This window comes from Planococcus sp. 1R117A (assembly GCF_051417975.1).
GTDB lineage: Bacteria > Bacillota > Bacilli > Bacillales_A > Planococcaceae > Planococcus > Planococcus shenhongbingii.
Window position 1 is genome coordinate 850412 of record NZ_JBPRLO010000001.1, and the last position, 21209, is coordinate 871620.

At 49.0% G+C, this 21209-nt stretch carries 19 protein-coding genes; 9 read left to right on the plus strand and 10 right to left on the minus strand.

Annotated features, from left to right (window positions below; translation table 11 throughout):
• Nucleotides 1-11: 11 nt before the first annotated feature.
• Both dmpG and ACSFXN_RS03935 read left to right on the plus strand, forming a co-directional pair.
• A complete protein-coding gene (gene dmpG, locus ACSFXN_RS03930; RefSeq protein ID WP_437148879.1) occupies nt 12-1019 on the plus strand; it encodes a 4-hydroxy-2-oxovalerate aldolase in 1008 nt (335 codons plus the stop codon).
• A 21-nt stretch (nt 1020-1040) separates the two neighbouring features.
• On the plus strand, nt 1041-1823 hold the full coding sequence (locus tag ACSFXN_RS03935; protein ID WP_437148880.1) for an adenylyltransferase/cytidyltransferase family protein: 783 nt from the start codon (nt 1041-1043) through the stop codon (nt 1821-1823).
• A gap of 229 nt (nt 1824-2052) precedes the next feature.
• Here ACSFXN_RS03935 and ACSFXN_RS03940 read toward each other — a convergent pair whose 3' ends face one another.
• Nucleotides 2053-2349, minus strand: coding sequence for an antibiotic biosynthesis monooxygenase family protein (locus ACSFXN_RS03940; protein WP_437148881.1), 297 nt, complete (start codon nt 2347-2349; stop codon nt 2053-2055).
• 269 nt (nt 2350-2618) lie between these two features.
• On the opposite strand from ACSFXN_RS03940, the gene ACSFXN_RS03945 reads away from it, so the two are divergent.
• Together ACSFXN_RS03945 and helD are read left to right on the plus strand one after the other, a co-directional pair.
• A complete protein-coding gene (locus tag ACSFXN_RS03945) occupies nt 2619-2963 on the plus strand; it encodes a hypothetical protein (protein ID WP_437148882.1) in 345 nt (114 codons plus the stop codon).
• A gap of 302 nt (nt 2964-3265) precedes the next feature.
• Nucleotides 3266-5602: an RNA polymerase recycling motor HelD gene (gene helD / locus ACSFXN_RS03950; RefSeq protein WP_437148883.1), complete on the plus strand. Its 2337-nt coding sequence runs from the start codon at nt 3266-3268 to the stop codon at nt 5600-5602.
• An 80-nt stretch (nt 5603-5682) separates the two neighbouring features.
• On the opposite strand, the gene ACSFXN_RS03955 is transcribed toward helD, so the two are convergent.
• The 4 genes from ACSFXN_RS03955 to ACSFXN_RS03970 form a co-directional block, all read right to left on the minus strand.
• Complete coding sequence (locus ACSFXN_RS03955; RefSeq protein ID WP_300990585.1) at nt 5683-5895, minus strand: helix-turn-helix domain-containing protein; 213 nt, start codon at nt 5893-5895, stop codon at nt 5683-5685.
• Between the two features lie 10 nt (nt 5896-5905).
• Nucleotides 5906-6385, minus strand: a complete 480-nt coding sequence (locus ACSFXN_RS03960) for a DUF2975 domain-containing protein (protein ID WP_437148884.1) — start codon at nt 6383-6385, stop codon at nt 5906-5908.
• A 199-nt stretch (nt 6386-6584) separates the two neighbouring features.
• Nucleotides 6585-7433, minus strand: coding sequence for an HpcH/HpaI aldolase/citrate lyase family protein (locus tag ACSFXN_RS03965; RefSeq protein WP_437148885.1), 849 nt, complete (start codon nt 7431-7433; stop codon nt 6585-6587).
• Between the two features lie 15 nt (nt 7434-7448).
• Nucleotides 7449-8651, minus strand: a complete 1203-nt coding sequence (locus tag ACSFXN_RS03970; RefSeq protein WP_437148886.1) for a CaiB/BaiF CoA transferase family protein — start codon at nt 8649-8651, stop codon at nt 7449-7451.
• Between the two features lie 710 nt (nt 8652-9361).
• Here ACSFXN_RS03970 and ACSFXN_RS03975 point away from each other — a divergent pair.
• From ACSFXN_RS03975 to ACSFXN_RS03985, 3 genes are all read left to right on the plus strand, one after another.
• On the plus strand, nt 9362-10429 hold the full coding sequence (locus tag ACSFXN_RS03975) for a Fe(3+) ABC transporter substrate-binding protein (RefSeq protein ID WP_437148887.1): 1068 nt from the start codon (nt 9362-9364) through the stop codon (nt 10427-10429).
• A gap of 71 nt (nt 10430-10500) precedes the next feature.
• A complete protein-coding gene (locus tag ACSFXN_RS03980) occupies nt 10501-12132 on the plus strand; it encodes an ABC transporter permease (RefSeq protein WP_437148888.1) in 1632 nt (543 codons plus the stop codon).
• 1 nt (nt 12133) lies between these two features.
• A complete protein-coding gene (locus ACSFXN_RS03985; RefSeq protein WP_437148889.1) occupies nt 12134-12877 on the plus strand; it encodes an ABC transporter ATP-binding protein in 744 nt (247 codons plus the stop codon).
• 77 nt (nt 12878-12954) lie between these two features.
• Here ACSFXN_RS03985 and ACSFXN_RS03990 read toward each other — a convergent pair whose 3' ends face one another.
• Genes ACSFXN_RS03990 through ACSFXN_RS04005 form a run of 4 tightly spaced genes read right to left on the minus strand, consistent with a single transcriptional unit; the run spans nt 12955 to nt 17714 of the window.
• Nucleotides 12955-14574, minus strand: a complete 1620-nt coding sequence (locus tag ACSFXN_RS03990) for a M20/M25/M40 family metallo-hydrolase (protein WP_437148890.1) — start codon at nt 14572-14574, stop codon at nt 12955-12957.
• A 13-nt stretch (nt 14575-14587) separates the two neighbouring features.
• The gene (locus tag ACSFXN_RS03995) at nt 14588-16006 is read right to left on the minus strand and encodes an amino acid permease (protein WP_437148891.1); all 1419 of its coding nucleotides are present in this window, start codon (nt 16004-16006) and stop codon (nt 14588-14590) included.
• Nucleotides 16007-16054: 48 nt separating this feature from the next.
• The gene (locus tag ACSFXN_RS04000) at nt 16055-16816 is read right to left on the minus strand and encodes a dimethylarginine dimethylaminohydrolase family protein (RefSeq protein WP_437148892.1); all 762 of its coding nucleotides are present in this window, start codon (nt 16814-16816) and stop codon (nt 16055-16057) included.
• Nucleotides 16809-17714 carry a dimethylarginine dimethylaminohydrolase family protein gene (locus tag ACSFXN_RS04005; protein ID WP_437148893.1) on the minus strand — a complete coding sequence of 302 codons (906 nt, stop codon included), beginning with the start codon at nt 17712-17714 and terminating at the stop codon, nt 16809-16811. Before ACSFXN_RS04005 ends, ACSFXN_RS04000 begins: the two co-directional genes overlap by 8 nt.
• 145 nt (nt 17715-17859) lie before the next feature.
• Here ACSFXN_RS04005 and ACSFXN_RS04010 point away from each other — a divergent pair, with 145 nt between their 5' ends.
• Entirely contained in the window at nt 17860-18621 is a 762-nt protein-coding gene (locus ACSFXN_RS04010) for an IclR family transcriptional regulator (protein ID WP_437148894.1), read from the plus strand.
• Between the two features lie 94 nt (nt 18622-18715).
• On the opposite strand, the gene ACSFXN_RS04015 is transcribed toward ACSFXN_RS04010, so the two are convergent.
• The gene (locus ACSFXN_RS04015) at nt 18716-19969 is read right to left on the minus strand and encodes an MFS transporter (RefSeq protein ID WP_437148895.1); all 1254 of its coding nucleotides are present in this window, start codon (nt 19967-19969) and stop codon (nt 18716-18718) included.
• A 308-nt stretch (nt 19970-20277) separates the two neighbouring features.
• Here ACSFXN_RS04015 and ACSFXN_RS04020 point away from each other — a divergent pair, with 308 nt between their 5' ends.
• Nucleotides 20278-21105, plus strand: coding sequence for an alpha/beta fold hydrolase (locus ACSFXN_RS04020; protein WP_437148896.1), 828 nt, complete (start codon nt 20278-20280; stop codon nt 21103-21105).
• Nucleotides 21106-21209: the final 104 nt, after the last annotated feature.

Below are 21209 nucleotides of genomic sequence, written 5' to 3' on the forward strand. Positions count from 1 at the left end.
GAGAGGGACTAATGAAAAAGAAATCATTTGAAATCTTAGATGTAACACTCCGTGACGGAAGCCATGCGATGTCCCATGCGTTCACGCCACAGCAAGTGCGTGATACAGCAAGAGGGCTGGACGCGGCAGGCGTCCGCTATTTCGAAGTTTCCCACGGGGACGGCCTTGGCGGATCGTCTTTGCAATACGGTTTGTCTGCCCATGACGAGCTCGAGCTGATCGAAATTGCAGCGGATGAATGCAAGCAGGCGGAAGTTTCCGTCTTATTGATCCCCGGCATCGGTGTCAAAGGCGATTTGCAGGATGCGGTAAAAGCCGGAGCCAAGATGGTGCGCGTCGCGACGCATGTCACGGAAGCGGACGTCGCAGCGCAGCACATTGCGCTCGGGCGCGAACTGGGCTTGAAGACGGTCGGTTTTCTGATGATGTCCCATATGGCTGACGTCCAGAAAATCGTTGAACAAGCCAAGCTGTTTGAAAGCTACGGTGCGGAAGTCATTTATGTCACGGACTCGGCAGGGTATATGCTGCCGCAGGATGTCACCGAGCGCATTTCCGCCTTGAAGCAATCCGTCGGCTGTGAAATCGGCTTCCATGGCCATAATAATCTGTCGATGGCCATGGCCAATACGATTGCGGCTGTTGAAGCGGGTGCCACCTATATCGACGGCAGCCTACGCGCATTAGGTGCCGGCAGCGGCAACACCCAGACGGAAGTGATGGTCGCTGTGCTTGAACGCCTCGGCTATCAGACCGGCATCGATCTTTATAAGATCATGGATGCTGCCAATGATGTCGTCACCCCATTCATGCCGCGGCCTCAGGAAATCACCGGCTCCAGCCTGGTGATGGGCTATTCAGGCGTTTATTCAAGTTTCCTTTTGCATACACAAGTGGCCGCGAAACGCTTCGGCGTTGACGAACGCGATATCCTGGTGGAACTTGGCCGCATGAAAGCGGTCGGTGGCCAGGAAGATTTGATCTATGACGTTGCCCAAGGAATAGCAGTTCAAAAATAGTACGGTTCGGGAGGGCTTTTTATGCAAACAATTCATTTAACAAGCCAAAACATGCAGCAATGGCAAAATCACTTTCCACAGCAGACAGTTGCGATCGGTTTTTTTGATGGTTTGCATAAAGGCCACTTGTCCGTCATTCAAGAAGCGAAACGTTTAGCGGATGATTACGGGGTTTCAGCTGCGGTCATGAGCTTTTTCCCCCATCCAAAAACGGTCTTGTCCAAAGGGGCGGCTCCGTTCCAGTACTTGATGCCGCTTGAAGAAAAACAGGCGGTGCTTGAGGAGCTTGGCATTGATACGTTGTTTCTGGTCCATTTTGACCATGACATCGCCGGCATCCCCCCTGCTGATTTTGTCGAAACTTTTTTGACCGGGCTGAACGCCATCCATGTGGTATGCGGCGGTGATTTCCACTACGGTGCGCGGGGCAGCGGAAATACGCAGTCACTCGCCGAACAAGGCGAAGGGCATTTCAACGTATCCGTCGTCGAGCTGGTCGAATACGGCGGAGAAAAAATCAGCTCCACCCGCATCCGACAAGCGTTGGCACAAGGAAACATTTCCATCGTGCGCAAGCTTTTGGGGAAATTCTATTCCGTGAATTGGTGTCCCAAAAACGGCTTGCTTCCCTTCTATTCCTTGCCAGCGCCTGGGAAATACGAAGTAAAGCTGTACCATAACGATGAAACCGTCGTGTGCAAAGCACAGGTGCTGAATGACAAGGAAGCGAAGTTCACTTACGATTTCAGCCGCTGGAGCCACGGGGTTAAAATCGAATGGATCCGGGCGGTGGAAACTCTTTAGCGAGTGCTTCCAGCCTTTTACCGCTTGGAAATCAAGGGTTTTTTCATTCATAAGCAATACCTCATTGCGAAAAAAGAGCTTGGGTTGATTACCCAGCTTTTTTCTTTTCTTATTTTGTCCTTTTGACGGAATTCGGATTCAAGAAGACAGATAAAAAGGCTGCAAATTCAATAATGAGTTTGCAGCCTTTTCTCAATTTTATTATTCAAAAATTGCCCGCTATTGCATTTTAGGCAAGATCTACTTTCTCAAAATGCTCTACCACCGGAAACGGTTCATAAAAATGATGCAATAACTGTTTCCATTCCAGGTATTCCGCTGACTGCCTAAAACCGACTGTATGGTCTTCTAATCTTTCCCATTCCACTAACAGCAAATATTTCCCTTCCGCTTCTATACATCGCTGCAGCTCATGTGACACATAACCTTTCATCGAAGAAATGATGGAAGATGCCTGTCTGAAGGCCTTCTCGTATTCTTTTTCCATTCCCGGTTTGACGTAAAGCGCTGCGGCTTCTAAAATCATCTAATCACTCCTCAGTTAAATCTTATCTTTCTGAACAATACGATTACCTCTATATAATAATTCTGTTTAACTCCACTGATTCCTGTTAGAAAAGGTAATAGAATTTGAGTACTGCATTGCCTTTTCAGCAGATCAAAAATTTCAGTCTGTCTTTGGGCATTTTACTGGCCCATTTTTTCATGTTACAGTGTTTCGGGATAAGAAGGACGAAATGTAACTGGTTTAAAGTTTATGTGCATGGCAAAAATCATGAATCTGAGGTGGAGAAAATGTACAAATTGATTATGGCATTGATGGCTGCGGCTCTGATCCTGACGGCTTGCAATAATAAGGAAGAAGGACAAACAGCTGGTCAAAATCCATCTGTAAAAAGCGCAAGTTCTGAGCAATGGGCTTCATTGCCTGAATATCAATCTATTATTGAACAGACCGGCAGCGAAGAATACCACTTCCAAACCACGGCAGACAATGAAGATAAACGCATCTTGCTGTTAGCCGATAAAAGCGGCACAGAACAATACAAAACGATTTTCATCAAAAATACCAGCCGCTTAAAGATTATCAATCTAAAAGATGAAGGACAGGTTTTCAACGAAATTTTAGATGCAAATTAGAAGTTTTCCCCCTAACCGGTTCAATCGGATCGCACGTATCATTACCATGAGAAAACCCCGAATGACAACCCTTTGAAGCGGGTATCATTCGGGGTTTTATGAGCATTGTCAGGTTGTTGGATTTGCTGGATATCAGCAGACCACATAACATCCCCGTTCTAAATACATTGAAACAAACGGAGTTTTATGGTAAATTTATATAGATATACGCCAAATATTATTATTACGTAGAATATCCCTAATTTATATTATATCCGATGCTTTTCAGTTTGTCAAACCCGATTTTTTAAGGAGTGGGAGCTATGGATTCAGAGTTTCAGCAGGAACAAAAACGAGTGGACGGTGTCATCGGGACCATCGCGGACCAGATCAGCAGTTTAGAGAAAGAAACGTCTCAGCGCCGGAACGAACTGGTGAATACACGCAGGCATTTCTGGGATGAAATCAAAGTGAATGTTGACAGCTTCGACGATTATTTGGAAACCATTATCGGCTTGAGGCAAGAAGCGCAAATTTTATCGACAAACCAAAGCACAGAACGGCTGGCGTCGCAGAAACTGGCCAAGCTTCGGCGTATGCGGGAAGTTCCTTACTTTGGCCGCATCGATTTCCTGGAACAAGGAGAAGCTGCTGCGGAACAGATTTATATTGGAATTTCCACGCTGATGGATGCCAGCGGTGAAAATTTTCTTGTTCATGACTGGAGAGCGCCGGTCTCGAGTGTCTACTATGAATACCAGACAGGACCGGCCAGCTATTCAACCCCTGGCGGCGAAGTCGAAGGGGCATTGGAGAAAAAGGTGCAATACCTGATCCGCGGCGGTGTTCTGCAATCGATGTTCGATACGAGCCTGACCATTGGAGACGAGATTCTGCAGCAGGTGCTTGGCAAAGGCACCGACAAACAGATGCACAGTATCGTAGCGACCATTCAGCAGGAGCAAAACCGGATCATCCGCCATGACCACGGCAAGCTGCTCATTGTCCAAGGCGCAGCCGGCAGCGGCAAGACATCGGCCGCCCTGCAGCGGATCGCTTATTTGCTCTATAAATACCGGACCCATCTGAATCCGGATCAAATCATTCTGTTTTCGCCGAATTCGATGTTCAATAGTTACGTCTCCAACGTGCTGCCGGAACTCGGCGAAGAAAATATGCAGCAAGTGACCTTCCAGGAATACCTGGACCACCGGCTAGGCGAAGAGTTTCAGCTTGAAAATCCCTATGCACAATTGGAATATGTCTTCACGGCTGCACACACTCCTGCCTATCAATCCAGAGTTGCGGGCATCCGCTTTAAAGCCTCCCGCTCTTTTTTCGAAGCGCTCGAATCTTATCGGAAGTCGCTGGAAAGTTCCGGTATGCAATTCAAAGACATCACTTTCAGAGGAAAGCCGGTTGTCAGCGCCCAGCAAATAGCGGACCGCTTTTACAGCAGCGACACTTCCCTCCGTTTCCATAACCGCCTTGAAAAATTGAAGGGCTGGCTGCTGAAGAAAATAAATGACCGGCAAAAGGACGAAGTTGATGAACCCTGGGTACAGGACAGAATCGAGCTGCTCAGCAATGATGATTACCATAAAGCCCGGGTCTATTTAGCAAAAAAACAAGGACTCCAAAGTGAAGAGATGGCCGATTTCGAGGTTAAACCAGAAGCTCTTGCCCGGTTGATTGTCCAGCAGAAATTCAAGCCATTGCGCAAACGCGTCCGGGCGTTTGGCTTTATTGACATTAAAGGGCTGTACCGGCAGCTGTTTGCCGATCCCAAGCAAATCAGCCAGTGGATAGACGGGGAAACTCCGGCGGAATGGCCGGAGATTTGCCAGGCGACATTGGAAATGCTCGATGAAAGAAAACTGTCTTACGAAGATGCTACGCCGTTTTTGCTGATAAAGGAATTGATCCAGGGCTTTCAGGCCAATAGCTCAATCAAACACGTGGTTGTCGACGAAGCGCAGGATTATTCCCCGTTTCAATTCGAGTTTCTGAAGCGTTTATTTCCATCGGCAAAAATGACGGTGCTTGGCGACTTTAACCAGGCGATATTTGTCCATGCAAGCGAAACGGATGACTTTCACATGCTGATGAATTTATACGGACCGGAGGAAACGGAAGTGATCAACATGGCGCGCAGCTACCGCTCCACCAAGCCGATTATTGAATTTACACGCCGGCTCATCCCGAATGGCGACCGGATTATCCCTTTCGAACGCGACGGCGAGCGGCCCGTACTGACACAAGTAGCCGATCATGCCGAACTGCATCGCTGCATTGCCTCTAAAGTCGCGGCTCTGCGGAAGCTCCGTTATAACAGCATCGCCATCATCTGCAAATCGCTCGAGGAAAGCAAACGCGCCTACGAAGCTCTGTCTGGTATTGAAAGTATCAAGCTTTTAAAGAGCGGCACGGCTGAATACGAGCAGGGAATTGTGGTCATCCCGTCGTATTTGGCCAAAGGCATCGAATTCGATGCGGTCATCATTTATGACGCATCCCGCCAGGTTTACGGCGATGACAGCCTCCGCCGAGTGTTTTATACTGCCTGCACCCGGGCGATGCATGAGCTGCAGCTTTACAGTGTTGGTGAACCGATGCCGCTGCTGCAAAACGTCCTGCAGGAAAGTTCAGTCCAAGATTGAGTCAACGGCAAAAAGAACGTCCGCAAAGTGGCAGCCACTTGACGGACGTTCTTTTCTTTTCGGATGGATCAATCTGCTGCTCAGGATTCTTCGCTTCTGTATTCCAGAATATCCCCCGGCTGGCAGTCCAGTGCTTTGCAGATTGCTTCTAGCGTGGACAGCCGGACCGCTTTCGCCTTGCCGTTTTTCAGGATGGACAAGTTCGCCATCGTGATGCCCACCCGTTCTGAAAGTTCGGTAACGCTCATTTTCCGTTTTGCCAGCATAACGTCAATATTGATTATAATCGCCATATCATTCACCTCAGACCGTTAAATCGTTTTCAGATTTTATATCGATGGCATTCTGCAGCAGTTTTTGAAGGACTGCCGCGAAGACAGCAATCACAATGGAACTGAATGTAATGATCATGCCGATTCCGCCTAGGCCCGGCGCATCGTCCACTTGCGCCATGTGCAGGATGATCGGCAGGCACAGAACGTACAGGACGGTGATCGTGATGGCGCAGTATTTGATGTTCTTCAGCGCCTTCACCGATAATTCCGAGAAAGCGATGTTCTTGTCAATATAGCCCAGCAGCTTCAGCGACTGATACAGCGCCGTAAAATACGCAATTGCCGAGATATACATGGCGATTCCAAAGAAGTATTGCAAAAAAGCCCATTGCGGAATAATCTCTGCTACAAACGAAGACAGCGGAGGCACCACGAATATGCAGATCGCCAGAATCGGAATTGCCATAAGAATAATAACTGCCTTTAAAAAGAGTGTTTCACGTTTCATCTAAAGCACCTCGCTTATTTGTTTTCATTTTGATTCTATCACGTTATTTATCGTTTATCAATAAACAAATATCGATTTTTGTTATATTGTTATTCTTATTTCTGTTTTCTCGATTTCAGGCAAACCAAAAAGCATTCCCGGTTGCACGGGAATGCTCCATTACTTTAAGCTTTGAAAGTCCATCGTGTAATTAAAGGCGTCAGCCGCCGATTACGAGCTGATAGCGTTCGGCGGCATTATAGATTTGCCGTGCTTTTTCAATAACCGGACGGTCGACCATTTTGCCTTCGAACATGAAAACCCCTTGGCCTTTTGCTTCGTTCTCTACATACAGCAGCACTTTCACTGCCCAATCGATTTCTTCGCGGGACGGACTGTAGACTTCGTGGATGATTCCCAGCTGTTTTGGATGGACCGCCATTTGGCCGTTGAAGCCGAGTGCCCGGGCAGACCTTGCCCGTTTCTGCAGGCTTTCTTCGTTGTGGACGTCTGGAAAAACGGTATCGTAGATTCCGCTGATGCCTGCCGCCTTTGCATAAGTGACGATCCGGGAACGCGCGTAAAGCGCCTCAAGGCCCGCTTCCGTCAACGTCAGATCCACATCCACCGCATAGTCGATGGCGCCGAACGCCACTCCGCTGATGTTCGGATTGCTGAAGATGTCTTCCAGGCGGATGATCCCGGCCGCCGTCTCGATCAGCGCAATGAGTTCCCCTTCACTCCCCATCCCTTCCCAGGTTTCCGCTGCCTGTTCGCTGCTTTCCGTTTTCGGCAGCATGATGCCGGTGACGTTTTCATGCCGCGCCAGTTTGACGTCTTCTTCATACCATTCAGTATCATACTGGTTGACTCTCAGGAAAATGGGTTTGGCGGGCTTGTCGCCCAGTTCATCCAGCGCTTCCTTGATAACGGCTCGGGCTCCATCTTTGTCATCAGGATGGACGGCATCTTCCAAATCCCAGAGAAGCGCATCCGCCTCGCTATTGACCGATTTCAATAAACGCTCTTTTTTCGTCCCCGGTGTAAACATCAAACTTCGATAAATCATCTTTTTGCCCCCTCGTTAAATGATTCCTTCTTTTTTCAACTGTTCAATGTCTTCTGTGCTCAATCCCAGTTCTCCGTACAGGCTTTCGTTGTATGATCCCAATTCCTGCCCGGTATGACGGATTCCTCCTGGTGTACGGGACAGTTTCGGAGCCACATTGAGCATCTTCACCGTTCCGAAATGCTCATCCGGCACGTCCGTGATATTTTCACGGTGATTAAAATGCGGGTCTTTGACAATATCCTCGACTGTATAGACCGGCGCAATCGTCGCTTCGAACCGGATAAAGCGCTCCAGGATTTCATCTTGCGTATACTGCTTCATCCAGTCGGCGATGATCGCTTCCAGTTCGTCGATGTGTTCCAAGCGCTTCTGGTTGGTGGCGAATTTAGGGTTGGCGATCAAATCCTCCCGGCCGATGGCTTTGAAAATCCGCTCCACAATCGGCTGCGATGTTCCGGAGATGGCCAGCCATTTATGGTCTTTCGTTTCGTACAGATTCCGCGGCACTGTCCAGCCGGTACGGTTCCCTTTCCTTCCTGGAATAACGCCAAGCTGGTCGTATTCCATCACTTGGTTGCCAAGCATTCCCATAAGTGCTTCGTAAATCGGCAAGTCGATATACTGTCCCCGTTTTTCTTCCGAATGATCGCGCTCGAAAATCGCCACCATCGTTGCGTAGGCTCCCATGAGTGCTGTGGCGTAATCGGCAAGCGCAAAACTGGGCAGCACCGGCCCCCTGTCCGGGAAGCCATTGACTTGTGCAAAGCCCGACATCGCTTCAGCAAGCGTGCCGAAGCCTGGCCGTTCCTTGTAAGGCCCTTCTTCCCCGAAGCCTGATACCTTCACGACAATCAAACCGGGATTGTTTTTGGACAGTGATTCATAGGTGATATTCCATTTTTCCAGCGTTTTCGGCCGGAAATTCGTGATCACCACATCCGCCGTTTCCGCAAGCTTATGGAACAGTTCCTGTCCTTTCGGCGTACTGAAGTTGAGAGTGATCGGTTTTTTGTTGCGGGACACCAGTTTCCATTCAAGCGATTCTCCGCCCTTATGCCGGCCGGCGTTTCTTAGCGGATCTCCCGCCGGATGCTCCACTTTGATCACTTCAGCCCCGAAATCACCCAGATATGTAGCAAGCATGGGACCTGCCAGCACGGTTGAGGCATCAATAACCCGAAGCCCTTCGAGCGGCAGTTTGTTCTGTTGTTCCATCGCTATCAGCTCCTTTCGTTAATCCGCAGGTTGTTGCAAACATTTTCGAATATTTCGTTAATCATATATTTTATTGCGAATAATGTAAACAAAGGGACTATTAAGAGCCAGGCAGGTCACTCCTGCTTCTAGAAGCAAAGTAATCCCCGCATGAAGAATCAGCAAAAGCTTCTTTGTTGCGGGTTGTACCCGGCAAATACGAAATCTTTGATAACCTTACGTCATACTTCAAGCTTTCCTTTCCACAAGAAAAAAGCCTTCCAGTCGGAGGCCTTTTCCTTTTTTATATGGTTATTCATCTTATTTCAATTGGCATGCAGCAGCCATATCGTGTAGCAGCTCGCGTAACCGGCACTGCCACGTTTCTGTAACCACTGCATGGATTAAATATACCCTAATTCGCAACAATAAACACAGAAAATTCTTGAAATTAATGTATTATTCAAGAATTTTTCAGCATTTTACCCTGCACTTTTTTCTCTCCAAGAACCGGTGATGTTCCAGTTTCATCCTGCTATTTTTCAGCCAGTCCCATTTATTTTATTCGCAGTCTCATAGACCTATTCACCCTATGGAATTCGATTCAAAATAGAAAATTTTTAATAAACTTAACGAAATGCCATTGACTTTCTCAATTGCCTCCCTATAATTGAGATTGAGAATTGTTTTCAATTAGCTTCTCAACTACATAAACAAAGGGAGAGACATCGATGAATAAACTTTTTTATCTCGTTTTAGCTTTTGTACTTCTTGTCCTATCGGCTTGTGGAAGCAGCACGGCATCCCAACCTGCAGCAGGAGATGCACCTGAGGAAACACCGGAAAGTACGGAAGTCAATTTATATACAGCGCGCCATTACGACGTGGACGATGAACTATACAAGAAATTTGAAGAAGAAACCGGTGTGAAAGTGAACGTCATCAAAGGGGAAGCGGACGAACTGCTTGAACGCATCAAACGCGAAGGGGATGGAACCGAAGCCGATCTGTTTTTGACTGCTGATGCCGGGCGCCTATTCCGTGCGAAAGAGGAAGGTTTGCTGCAGGCTGTCTCAAGTGACGTGCTGGACAAGCAAATTCCCGAAAACTTCCGTGACACGGACCAAATGTGGTACGGCTTGACCAAGCGCGCACGCGTCATTGTCTATAATAAAGAAACAGTGAAGCCGGAAGAATTATCGACTTACGAAGCATTGACAGAAGACCAGTGGAAAGGCCGCGTCTTGATCCGCGGTTCAGAAAACGTCTATAACCAGTCTTTGCTGGCTTCTTTCATCGAAATCAATGGTGAACAGCAAGCAAAAGAATGGGCGGCAGGTCTTGTAAATAATTTCGCCCGCGACCCTGAAGGCGGAGACCGCGACCAGGCGAAAGCCATCATGGCCGGTGTCGGCGATGTTGCAATCATGAACACTTATTACTTCGGGCAATTGCTGAATTCTGAAGACCCGGCTGAAGTGGAAGTGGCAAAAGGCCTCGGCGTTTTCTTCCCTAATCAGGAAACGACTGGGACTCACGTAAACGTAAGCGGTGCCGGCGTTGTCAAAACATCGAAGAATAAAGAGAATGCCATCAAATTGCTTGAATTCCTATCCGCTCCTGAAGCGCAAGGAACATTTGCGGAAGCGAACTACGAGTACCCTGTAAATGAAGAAGTCGAACCGACTGAATTGCTGAAATCATGGGGCGACTTTAAAGAACAGGACATTCCGTTGTCTGTTCTAGGCGAAAACAACGCCAAGTCAATTCTGATCTTTAACGAAGTAGGCTGGAAATAATCTGTCAGAACAACCCTTGCCGCGTGTTTGCGGCAAGGGATTTCTTGCTCTAGGAAGGAGTGACCTGAAACATGCAAAGAAGATTGGCAAATTTCAATACCTGGACGATTGCAGCCATCGTCATCATTGCCGCATTGTTTTTGCCGAACTTAACGATTGTGGCAGGCCTGTTCTCCCCTTCAAATGAAAACTGGGAACATATGAAAGAGTTTGTGCTGTGGTCGTTTGTCAGGACTTCGCTGATCCTGGTTGCAGCTACTGCCATTTCGACTATTTTTATCGGATTGAGCCTGGCTTGGCTCATTGCCCAGTACCAGTTCCCTTTCAGGCGATTCCTGAAATGGGCGCTGATTCTTCCGCTTTCCATCCCGCCTTTTATCGGCGCCTATACTTATCACGGGATTGTCAATTACACTGGAATTATTCAGACAACGCTGCGTGAGGGTTTTGGAATGAAATTGAATCCTGCTCATTTTGATATCATGAACTTACCGGGTGCGATATTCATTTATACGCTGTTCTTATACCCTTATGTTTATACGATTACCCAAGTATTCCTGTCCCGGCAGTCCGCTTCACTGATTGAAAGCACACGGCTGCTCGGGAAAGGACCATGGCGCACGTTTTTCCAGGTCGTCGTCCCAATATCCCGCATTTCCATCATAGCCGGCGCCAGCCTGGTCGTCCTTGAAGTGCTGAACGACTATGGCGTTGTGAAATATTATGGCATCCAAACATTCACGACGGCGATTTTTCAAACCTGGTTCGGCTTGGGCGACATCGAATCATCCATCAAGCTGGCGGCTTCTTTGATGGGCTTTGTCATTTTGATCCTGCTGCTTGAAAAAATTCTGCGCGGCAGGCGCCAATACAGTTATTCGTCCACAAAAGTCCGTCCGCTGCCGCTTATCCGGCTGACTGGCTGGAAAGCTGTTGCGGCGGCAGGGTACGGCTTTACCATCCTTTCTCTTGGATTCTTCATCCCTGTTGCCCAATTGATTGACTGGACGGTTTTAACTTTCGGAACCATTCCGATGGATGAATTTATGGCTTATATCAGAAATTCCGTCTCCGTAGCAGCAATCAGCGCTTCAGCCATTATCGTCTTCTCCTTGATTGTCGGCAATTTCACCCGGCTTGTCCGGGGCAGGATGGCAAAGCTGCTGCCGAAGCTGACGGTGCTCGGCTATTCGATTCCCGGCGCGGTCATTGCGGTAGCAGTCGTCACGGCTTTTATCGCCTTGGATGAGTTCCTGTCACCGCTTTATGCGATGGCAGGCCTCGAGGCGACACTCGTGCTCAGTGTCAGCATCGTGCTGCTCCTGGCAGCTTACATCATCCGGTTTTTCGCCATCGGCTACAGTTCCATCGAGACGGGCTATGACAAAATCGGAACCGATTTCCGGGATGCCTCCCGGCTGCTGGGAGCCGGGCTGACGAAAACTTTCTTCAAAGTGGATCTGCCCATGATGAAAAGTGCAATCATCAGCGGCTTTATCCTGGTCTTTATCGATGTATTGAAAGAAATTCCTTTAACCTTGATTTTGCGTCCGTTTAATTTTGATACCTTGTCCACCAAGGCATTCCAATATGCCAGCGATGAAAAAATCATGGAGGCTTCCCAGGCTTCCTTGTTGATCGTCGGCATCAGTGCCTTGGCGATTGTGGTCTTTTATAAGTTTCTGGAAAAGGAGTTGGACTAATTTGTTCGTATCGATTGAAAATCTTTGCTTTTCCTATTCCCATACAAAAACTGCAGCCCTTGATAAATTCTCTCTTCATATTGAAAAAGGCGAAGTGATTTCGATCCTTGGCCGGAGCGGCAGCGGAAAAAGCACCATCCTGCGCCTGCTTGCCGGACTGGAAAAACCGTCTGCCGGGAAAGTGGCGATCAAAGACCAGATTCTGGTGGATGACCAGATATTTTTGCAGCCCGAAAAACGCGGCATCGGCATGGTGTTTCAGGATTATGCGCTGTTCCCTCATATGACCGTTGCGGAAAACATCCTGTTCGGGCTGTTCCGCCTGAAGCGGCCGGAAAAAAAGAAGCGCCTGCAGGAAGTAATGGAGCTGGTGGAATTGCAGGGGTATGAAAAACGCTATCCGCATCAATTGAGCGGCGGCCAGCAGCAGCGGGTGGCGATTGCCAGAGCTCTCGCGCCGAACCCCCACCTGCTTCTGCTCGATGAGCCTTTCAGCAACCTGGATGCGGAACTGCAGGAAAAAATCCGGAAAGATTTACGGGATTTGCTGAAAAAAGCAGACATCACTTCCATCTTTGTGACGCATGATGAAAAAGACGCACATATCCTGGCCGACCGGATCGTCAAAATTCGCGACGGCTGCACCGACTTTATCGGCCGCCCGTGCGACTTGCTTGATGTATACCGCCAGGAAGCGAAAACAGCGGCAAAAATTACGGAATCCCCGGAATTGCTGCGCATCTGAACACAAAAAAACACCGCTCCAGGCTGGACGGTGTTTTTTGCTGGTTTTCTTCATTCATTTATTCCATAATGATGCCGTTAAACCGTTTCAAGCACTTGCTTGCATAAACTCTTCATCAAACTTTCGAGCATATAAGGCGTCTGGACGAACGCGCTGTCGATATGGAGCCGTTCCGTATACTGATGGGCGTCTTTTCCGAACGGCCCGACGTTCAGTACGGGAGCCTGCAGCTCCAGCATGCCGGCAAACGGGATGCTGTATGTTTTCCCCCACACCGGCGTATTGCGTTCATAGGAACTCCAGCCGTTTCCGCTGTCTTGATAATTTACATAGCTCAAATCGCACAGGCCATTGAAATAATGAATCTGGTCAACTTCGACGCCAAACTCCGCTGCCGCTTCTTTGACGGTCGCGACGCATTCTACAATGAGCGGATCTTCAGATGAATTGACCGCCGGGTAATAAGGCGGTGCGAACAAAAGGACGATGGCCGGCGCCAGCTCATGGCACTGGATCATCAGTTTATCGGCAATGCGCAGCGATTTCTCGCGTTCATCCCATTCCGGATGGTCCAGGATTTCCGCTTTCAGATGCGCTACAAAGTCGCTCCCCCGTTTGACTTCCGCGTAAGCAAGCAATTGCTCATAGCGCAGCACCCTTACTTCGCCGATCCCTTCAATCTCTTCGCGTTTGCAGAGTTCCGCATACGCTGTGTTGCACATCGCAGCCGCCTGCTTTGCTGTTTGCTCAAACAGTTCCATCACTTCCGCCGCATTGCGTTTCATCAGGAAGATATTGTACAAGGCAGTTGCCCGGTAAGGTGTCTGGGTCGAGTATTGCATTTTCAGGTCTTTTTGCTGGAGCGACACCGGCAGCGGCGTACTTTCCCCCAAGTCATTTTCATGGAATAAGGAGTTCCACTCCATCGCCTGTGTCAAAAATGAAGCGATGAAGTTGGCGGTCATGCCTTTCAGCGGTTCGCCGACATGTGTTTCTTTGCCGTAAAACAAAGCAGCCGGCATGATTTTCCCGAGCGTTCCGGAATAAATGTAATGCTTCTCATCACCCGGCTTTTGAGAAAACGCCGGTTCGCTGTTGAAGAACATTTTGTAGGACAAGCCGCGCCGGTCACGCAGTTTCACCAGTTCCTCCACTGCTGCCCGCATGCCAGTCGAATTGACTTCTTCATCCGGCACCGTCAACAGCACCAGATTGAGCGGCCATTGTTCGGTGCTTGCTTTTTCAAGGAGTGCCATATGGAGAGCCAGCCCCATTTTCATATCCATCGTGCCGCGGCCGAACAGGTACTGGCCGGATTCGAGATCAAGGCGCGCTTCATCGGGCAGCTCGTGCTTCCGTTCGAAAAGCTTTTGCGTCAGTTCTTCCGGACGGCACGCGAGCACTTCCAAGTCGCCGTATTCCTCCGTCTGGACAGTGTCAAAATGGCTGATGAGCACAATGGTGTCCACCGCTTCCGGATGTTCATAAAGCGCCATCAGCAAATTTCGTCCCGTATCCGCTTCGTGAAGAGCCAAAAAGTCGGGATGCTGCTGAAAATAAGCAAGTTTCCGCAATTTCTCCCTCACTTTAAAAGGAAAATCCTTTTCTCCTTCAGTCAGCGTCCGGCTTTCCCAGCTGACCAATTCACATAACAGCGATCGTAGACGGGCAGGCGTTCCCCACAACAATTTTTCCACTCCATATTCCTCCTTATTTGACCGGTTCCACTTCCACTTCTGCCGGGGCAGAGTTTCTTTTTTCAAGTTTTACTTTATAGAAGACCATGCAGGCGATGAAAAATCCAATGCCGTATAACAGCCCGATTCTCTGTGTCGGGTCAAATGCCAAGAACCCAAGAATGAGCAGGCAAAATGCGATGCAGAAGATCGGGACGAATGGATAAAAAGGCACTTTGAATTTCAGATCCGCTGTATTTCCTCCCGCTTTTACATAGCGGTAGCGGAACATCAATTGGGAAGCCGCAATTCCCATCCACGAAATTGTCACTGAAATGCCGGCGATCGACATCAGCAAGATGAAGACCGTGTCCGCTTCCATGACGCTGGTCAACAGCGACAGCAATGAAAACATCATGGTAAAGATCAATGCCGCGAGCGGTACCTTACGTTTCGTCAGTGTACTGAACACCCGTGGTGCCATGCCCTCATTGGCCATCGCCCATAGAAGCCGGGTTGAAGCGTACAGGCATGAGTTGCCCACTGACAGGATGGCCGTCAGAATGACAAAGTTCATGATGCCTGCTGCGTAAGGAATCCCGGCTACATCCATCAAGGTTACAAACGGGCTGGCCAATAGCCCCAGTTCAGAAGCAGGGAAAATGGCTGACAGGATAATGATGGATGCGATATAAAAGACAATAATGCGGAACAAAATATTGCGGATGGCTTTCGGGATATTCTTTTCCGGATTTTCTGTTTCTCCGGCGGCAATCCCCACCAACTCAGATCCCTGATACGAGAAAATGACGTTCATCATCGTGACGAATATAATGGCGATGCCTGCCGGGAACAAACCTGCAGGGGCCAGGTTTTCCATAAACGGCGCCGGACGGTCCGCAAGCGGAATCAGGCCGAAAATAGCAGCGGCTCCAATGACGATAAACAGCAGAAGTGCCACCACTTTAATGCCCGCAAACCAGAACTCCGCTTCCGCGAAACCTCTTGTCGTCAATGCGTTCAGCGCGAACAAGAGAACCACGAAGATCGCACACCAGATCCAGACCGGTGTTTCCGGGAACCAGTACTTCATCAGAATGCCGGCAGCGGTAAATTCGACTCCCGCTGTGGCAGCTGATCCTACAAAATACATCCATCCCAGCGAAAAGCCGGCTGACGGGCTGATGTATTTCGATGCATATGTCTGGAAAGAACCGGTGACCGGCATATGGACGGCAAGTTCACCCAGACAGACCATGACCATGTATAAAATGAGGCCGCCGATCAGGTAACCGATCAATGCCCCTCCAGCACCAGATTGGTTAATCGTATACCCTACATTTAAAAACAGGCCGGTGCCGATGACCCCTCCAAGCGAAAGCATAAACAGATGGCGGCTTTTCATGGAACGGTTCAACTGGTTCGCAGCTGGCACTTCCGGTGTTTTGATCATAAAAGTTCCCCTTCCCCGTTGTTATTTTTTGAACACCCCATATCCCTTTTAAAAGCGCAGCGACAGGCAGCTGAGTCCTCCGTCATGTTTCTGGAATTCCGACATTTCAAGTTCAATGGTTTCCAGCCCGCGTTCTGCGAGTTTGCGTTTCGTGTCATCAAAGCCTTTTGGAATGATGACGTAGTCGTTGACTTTGATGCAGTTCGCCGAATACTCGTCTGCATCGGGAATTTCCACTTTTTCATACTGCTCAAAATCCGGATGTCCTAAAAATTCTCCGGCTGCTGCAATCGTGTTGTTTCCAAGATAAGCGATGCCTGTTTTCAGGTGGAAAAACTCCTGCAATTCCACAATCGTGGCCGTGTACCCTTCCGTTTCGACAATGTTCTTGAATTGCTCTGCCCCTTCACGGTTGGTGCGTTCTGAAATGCCGACATAAAAATGCTTGTCCACTTGCAGAACATCTCCTCCGTCAAGCGTGCCGGGCGAGGTGATGTAGTGGAATTTCGAGTAGAACTTTTTCAGGACCGCTTCGATTTCTTCTTTTTCGCCGTTCCGGCTGTCTGCGCCCGGATTGGCGATAATGGCAAATTCCGGCGTTAAGACTGCCGCGTCTTCGACGAATGTCGAATCGGGATATTCCTCGCTTTCCGGCAAATGCGTCACTTCAACGCCACACGCTTTCAATGCTTCAACATAAGCGGCATGCTGCTCAAGCAGGCGCTCATAATCCGGTGTGCCAAGATCTGAAGTGGTTAATCCGTTAACATAGCTTTTTCCAGGTGTTTTTACGATGACATTTTTAAACATGTGATAAGCTCCTCTTTTCTGAAATTGGTACCCGTACTGCCGGGCTTGTCAGGCACGTTGGCCCTCCTGTTCCTTTGACGCTGATTTCTTCACCTTTGTATTCGTATACCGTTGCCCCTGCCTGCTCCAACTGCTGCTTGGTCGACTCATTGCCGGCCACCATGATGCAGACGCGCGGCGCAACCGCCAGCACATTGCAGCCGAGCAGATCGTATTCCGCTTTTGGCACTTCGATGAGCTGGATGCCGCGGGAAAGCAGCAGCTTCCGGAAAGCGACCGGCATCAGCGGCGAGTAAACGACGGCGAGGTCCTGGTCAACCATGCTGATGAATGACATCAAATGAAGGCATTCCTCTTCCCCGTCGGCATGCGGCAGCTGGACTTCAATAAATTCATCGACCATATGTGCCGTCATTGCTTTTATCTGTCTGATGGCTTCCGCATTGGTTCTGTAACCGTTTCCAACCGCCAATACGCGGTCATCGAGCCAGACGATGTCGCCTCCATCCGAAGTCGCGTCTCCCGTCAGTTCACCGATAATCGGAATCCCTTTTTCCGCAAGGAACTTCTTATACACTTCCGCTTCCGGCTGGCGCAGCGCTTTGCCGGATTTCAGGATGATCGCCCCTTCCGGCGTGAATTTTACCGGATCGTGCGCATAAATCGAATCCATGCTGACTTCTTCAGACTTCGGAAGATAATCGATTGTCGGCACGTGCTGCTCCAATAACGCAATAAATTCAGCATATTCTTTCTGCGCTTCTTCGTAATCGGGTTCTGACAGGTAATTGACTTTCCGCCATTCTTTTCCGATATGCTCCTGGCTGATAAAAGCGTCAGCAGGATGCTTGACGATTACCCGCTCCAGCGGTTGATACATCGAGGAACTGTACTTCATGGCCATTCTCCTTTTTCCGCATTACGGAAAATGATTCCGTTATGTGAAAAGTTATTTTTAGTAATATAAGATAACCATGTTATAATGTCAATATCTTTAAAGTGTTTTGATAATATAAATTTTTATGCAGATAGGTGGAGACTCTATGCAATCAATCGACCGCGCAATGGGCGTTATAAAGATTCTGGTGGATCAGGCAGCCGAAGACGGCATGTCCATTACCGAGCTGTCCAATGAATGCGATTTGCCCGTCAGTTCAATGCACCGCGTATTGAAATCCATGTCGCAGCACGGCATGATTCAGCAGGATCCTAAGACGAAACGCTATAACCTTGGGAATATCTGGCTTGAATACGGCTTGCATATGTATGACACGATGGACTACACCAGCAAAATCCGGCCGGAACTTGTGCGCTTGACCGATGAAACAGAAGAAAGCGTCTACTTGAGCCAGCCGATGGGTTCTGAATCGCTGATCATCGAGCGCATCGATAATGAGAAACATGCCATCCGTGTCTATGACAAGCTCGGTTCGCGCATTCCCATGAATATCGGCGCAGCAAACAAAGCGATGCTTGCCCATATGCCCACTGCTGAAGTGAAAAAAATCCTCAATCAATATGTTTCTAAAGAACAGCAGCCGGCGTTCTGGGATTTGCTCGAGACCATCAAACAACGAGGCTACGCCATCAGCCACGGGGAACGGACGGAAGGCACCGTCGGCATTGGTGCTCCGATCCTGAACCATTTCGGCCAGGTGCAAGGGGCGGTCAGCGTGGGAGTCGTCAGCTATAACCTCACCGAAGAGCGGCTCGAATTTCTGGTCGACAGTGTCCGTGAAACCGGCAGGCGGATTTCCGCTAAACTCGGGTACAGCGAAGTGCAGGAACGGCGTCACAGAAAATGAATCACAAAAAAGACTGGAGAGTTCTATTAACCTAGAACTCTCCAGTCTTTTTTCATAAACCAGCATCAGGGCTGCCTCGATATCTGCTTGCAATTTATTCTCCAGCTTCCTGGGACTCTTTTTTCACAATGCCCATTGCAACGAGCAGCAGCACGATGACGCCAATCAATATACCGGCCATGAACAGCCAGCCGTATGTAAAAGATCCCGTCGCATCGACGATATAGCCGAACAGCGGCGGGCCGATGATGACGCCCCATGAACCGAGCATCAAACTGAAGCCGCTGGCAATCCCTGCCTGTTCAATCGGCACCAGTTCGGTCGCGGCGTTCATCCAGATGCCGTTGAAGCCCGAAATGCAGAAGCCGAACAGCACCGTAATCGGGACAAGCACCCAAAACGGAGTACCCGGAGGCAGCAGCGCGATGGTGATTGACGCTGCGATGGAGAAAGCCGCGACAATCACCAGCACAATGATCCGTTTTCCCTGAAACACATTGTCACTGATTATTCCCCATGCCACCCGGCCGAACGAACCGCTGACTTCGGAAATGACGAGCAGCATCCCGGCCAGCACCAGGCTGATGCCAAGATATTCGTAGGCGTATAACACAATGTACGTGTTCAGAATCAGCTGGCTGCCGGTTAAGCCCATAGCGCCGAAGCTGACCAGAACAAGGGGCTTTTCCTTGAACAGCTGCAAAACTGAAGCGAACAGCTGGACCGGTTTATCGGCAGCATTCCCTTTTTCTGCTTCATCCGGCGGATCGAAATAGAATTTATAGGCAAAGATGCCGGTCAGGATCAAAAGCAGGCAGGCCCCAATCATTACCGGCCGCCATCCCCATGCAGCAGCAGCCGGCAGCAACAGCAGCGCTGCCAGTGCGGAACCGAGCGTAACCCCCATCTGCTTGATGCCCATGGCGGTCCCGCGCTTTTCGGAAAACCAATAGATGATGCCTTTGTTTGAAGTTGGATGCATGGCACCGTATCCCGCACCGCCGAGCACCACCAAAAGCAGCATCAGCCAATAGAAAGAAGTCACAGCCATCAAGATAAAAGACAGGCCGAGACACAGCGACAGCAGGAAAAGCAGTTTTTTCGATCCAACCCGGTCAACTAAAAAGCCGGCCGGAATCGCTACGAGCGACTGCCCTAAAAACAGCGCCGCCGGCAGCATGCCAATCTGCGCTTTCGTCAAAGACAAGTCGTCTCCGATCAAGACACCAAGAGGCGCCAGGCTTCTGCCGACAAAAGCCACCATGATCTGGGCGATGAGCAGCCATATCAGCATATGCCACGGATTGAGCGGCATTGCTGCACCGTTATGAATGATTGTTTTGTTCATATGCTTCATCTCTTTTTCAAGCTTAAGCGGCAACTTCCCTGCCATTTAAGCAAGTGATTTTTTTTCCAACTAGGCAAAGCGGACAATATAAAAAACCTGTATAGAATGAATTCTATACAGGCTATGAAGTTCCTTGTTTTGCAGGTAGCATGTTTTTATTGGTCTGTGATAGACAGAACCCGAGCTGCTTGTAAAAATGATTTCCCTCAATTCATGCAGGTTATTATTTTCCGAATTGTTTAACAACTATCAAGGAGGGAATCTTAACTATTAGGAATAGACAGCATTAAATCAAAGGAGGAAAAAATTTGGGACATTATGTGGAAGTGGAAACTGGCGTCAAAGTATACGTTGAAGATGTGGGCATCGGACAACCGATTGTTTTTATCCATGGCTGGCCATTGAACAGCAAAGCGTTTGAAATGCAGATCAGCGAACTGGCGTTACACGGCTTCCGGTTTATCGGCATTGACCTGCGGGGCTACGGAAAATCGGATAAGCCGTGGGCAGGCTACGATTATAGTACACAAGCGAGCGACGTTAAAGCAGTAGTCGATCATCTCGGGCTTGAAAACATCGTGCTCGCCGGCTTTTCCATGGGCGGGCCGATTGCCATCCGGTATTTGACCAAGTACGGTGAACAAGGCGTAGATAAACTTTTGCTGATGGGCGCTGCTGCTCCTTTGTTCACGCAGCGGGATGATTTCAAGATTGGCTTAAGACCGGCGGAAGTGGATGACATTATCTCACAAGTCAAAAAAGACCGCCCTGCTTTTCTTGCCCTGTTCGCTAATATGTTCTTTGAACAGAAAAAATCGGATGAATTTTTGGACTGGTTCAAGTCGCTCGGTCTTGAAGCGGCTGCCCACTCGACCATCAATTCCGCCATCGCGCTTCGCGATGAAGATCTGCGGGATGAACTGGCTGGCATTTCTCTTCCTACTGCGATTTTCCATGGCCAGAAAGACCAGATCTGTCGTTATGAACTTGGAGAAGAACTGGAAAAGCAAATTCCAAACTCTGTCCTTGTACCGTTCAAATACAGCGGCCACGGCATCAATGGCGATGAGCCCGACAGATTCAATGAGGAAATGATCAGATTCTTAAAGAGCTCTGGTGTCAAAAGAGCGGAATAATCGCAATGAAGGTTCAATTAGAAGCTCCGCATTTTTGGTTCCGGCCTTCGATAATCATTGGAATTTCAGACTCATGCCGGGAATTTAAAAAGGTTCTTCCGTTT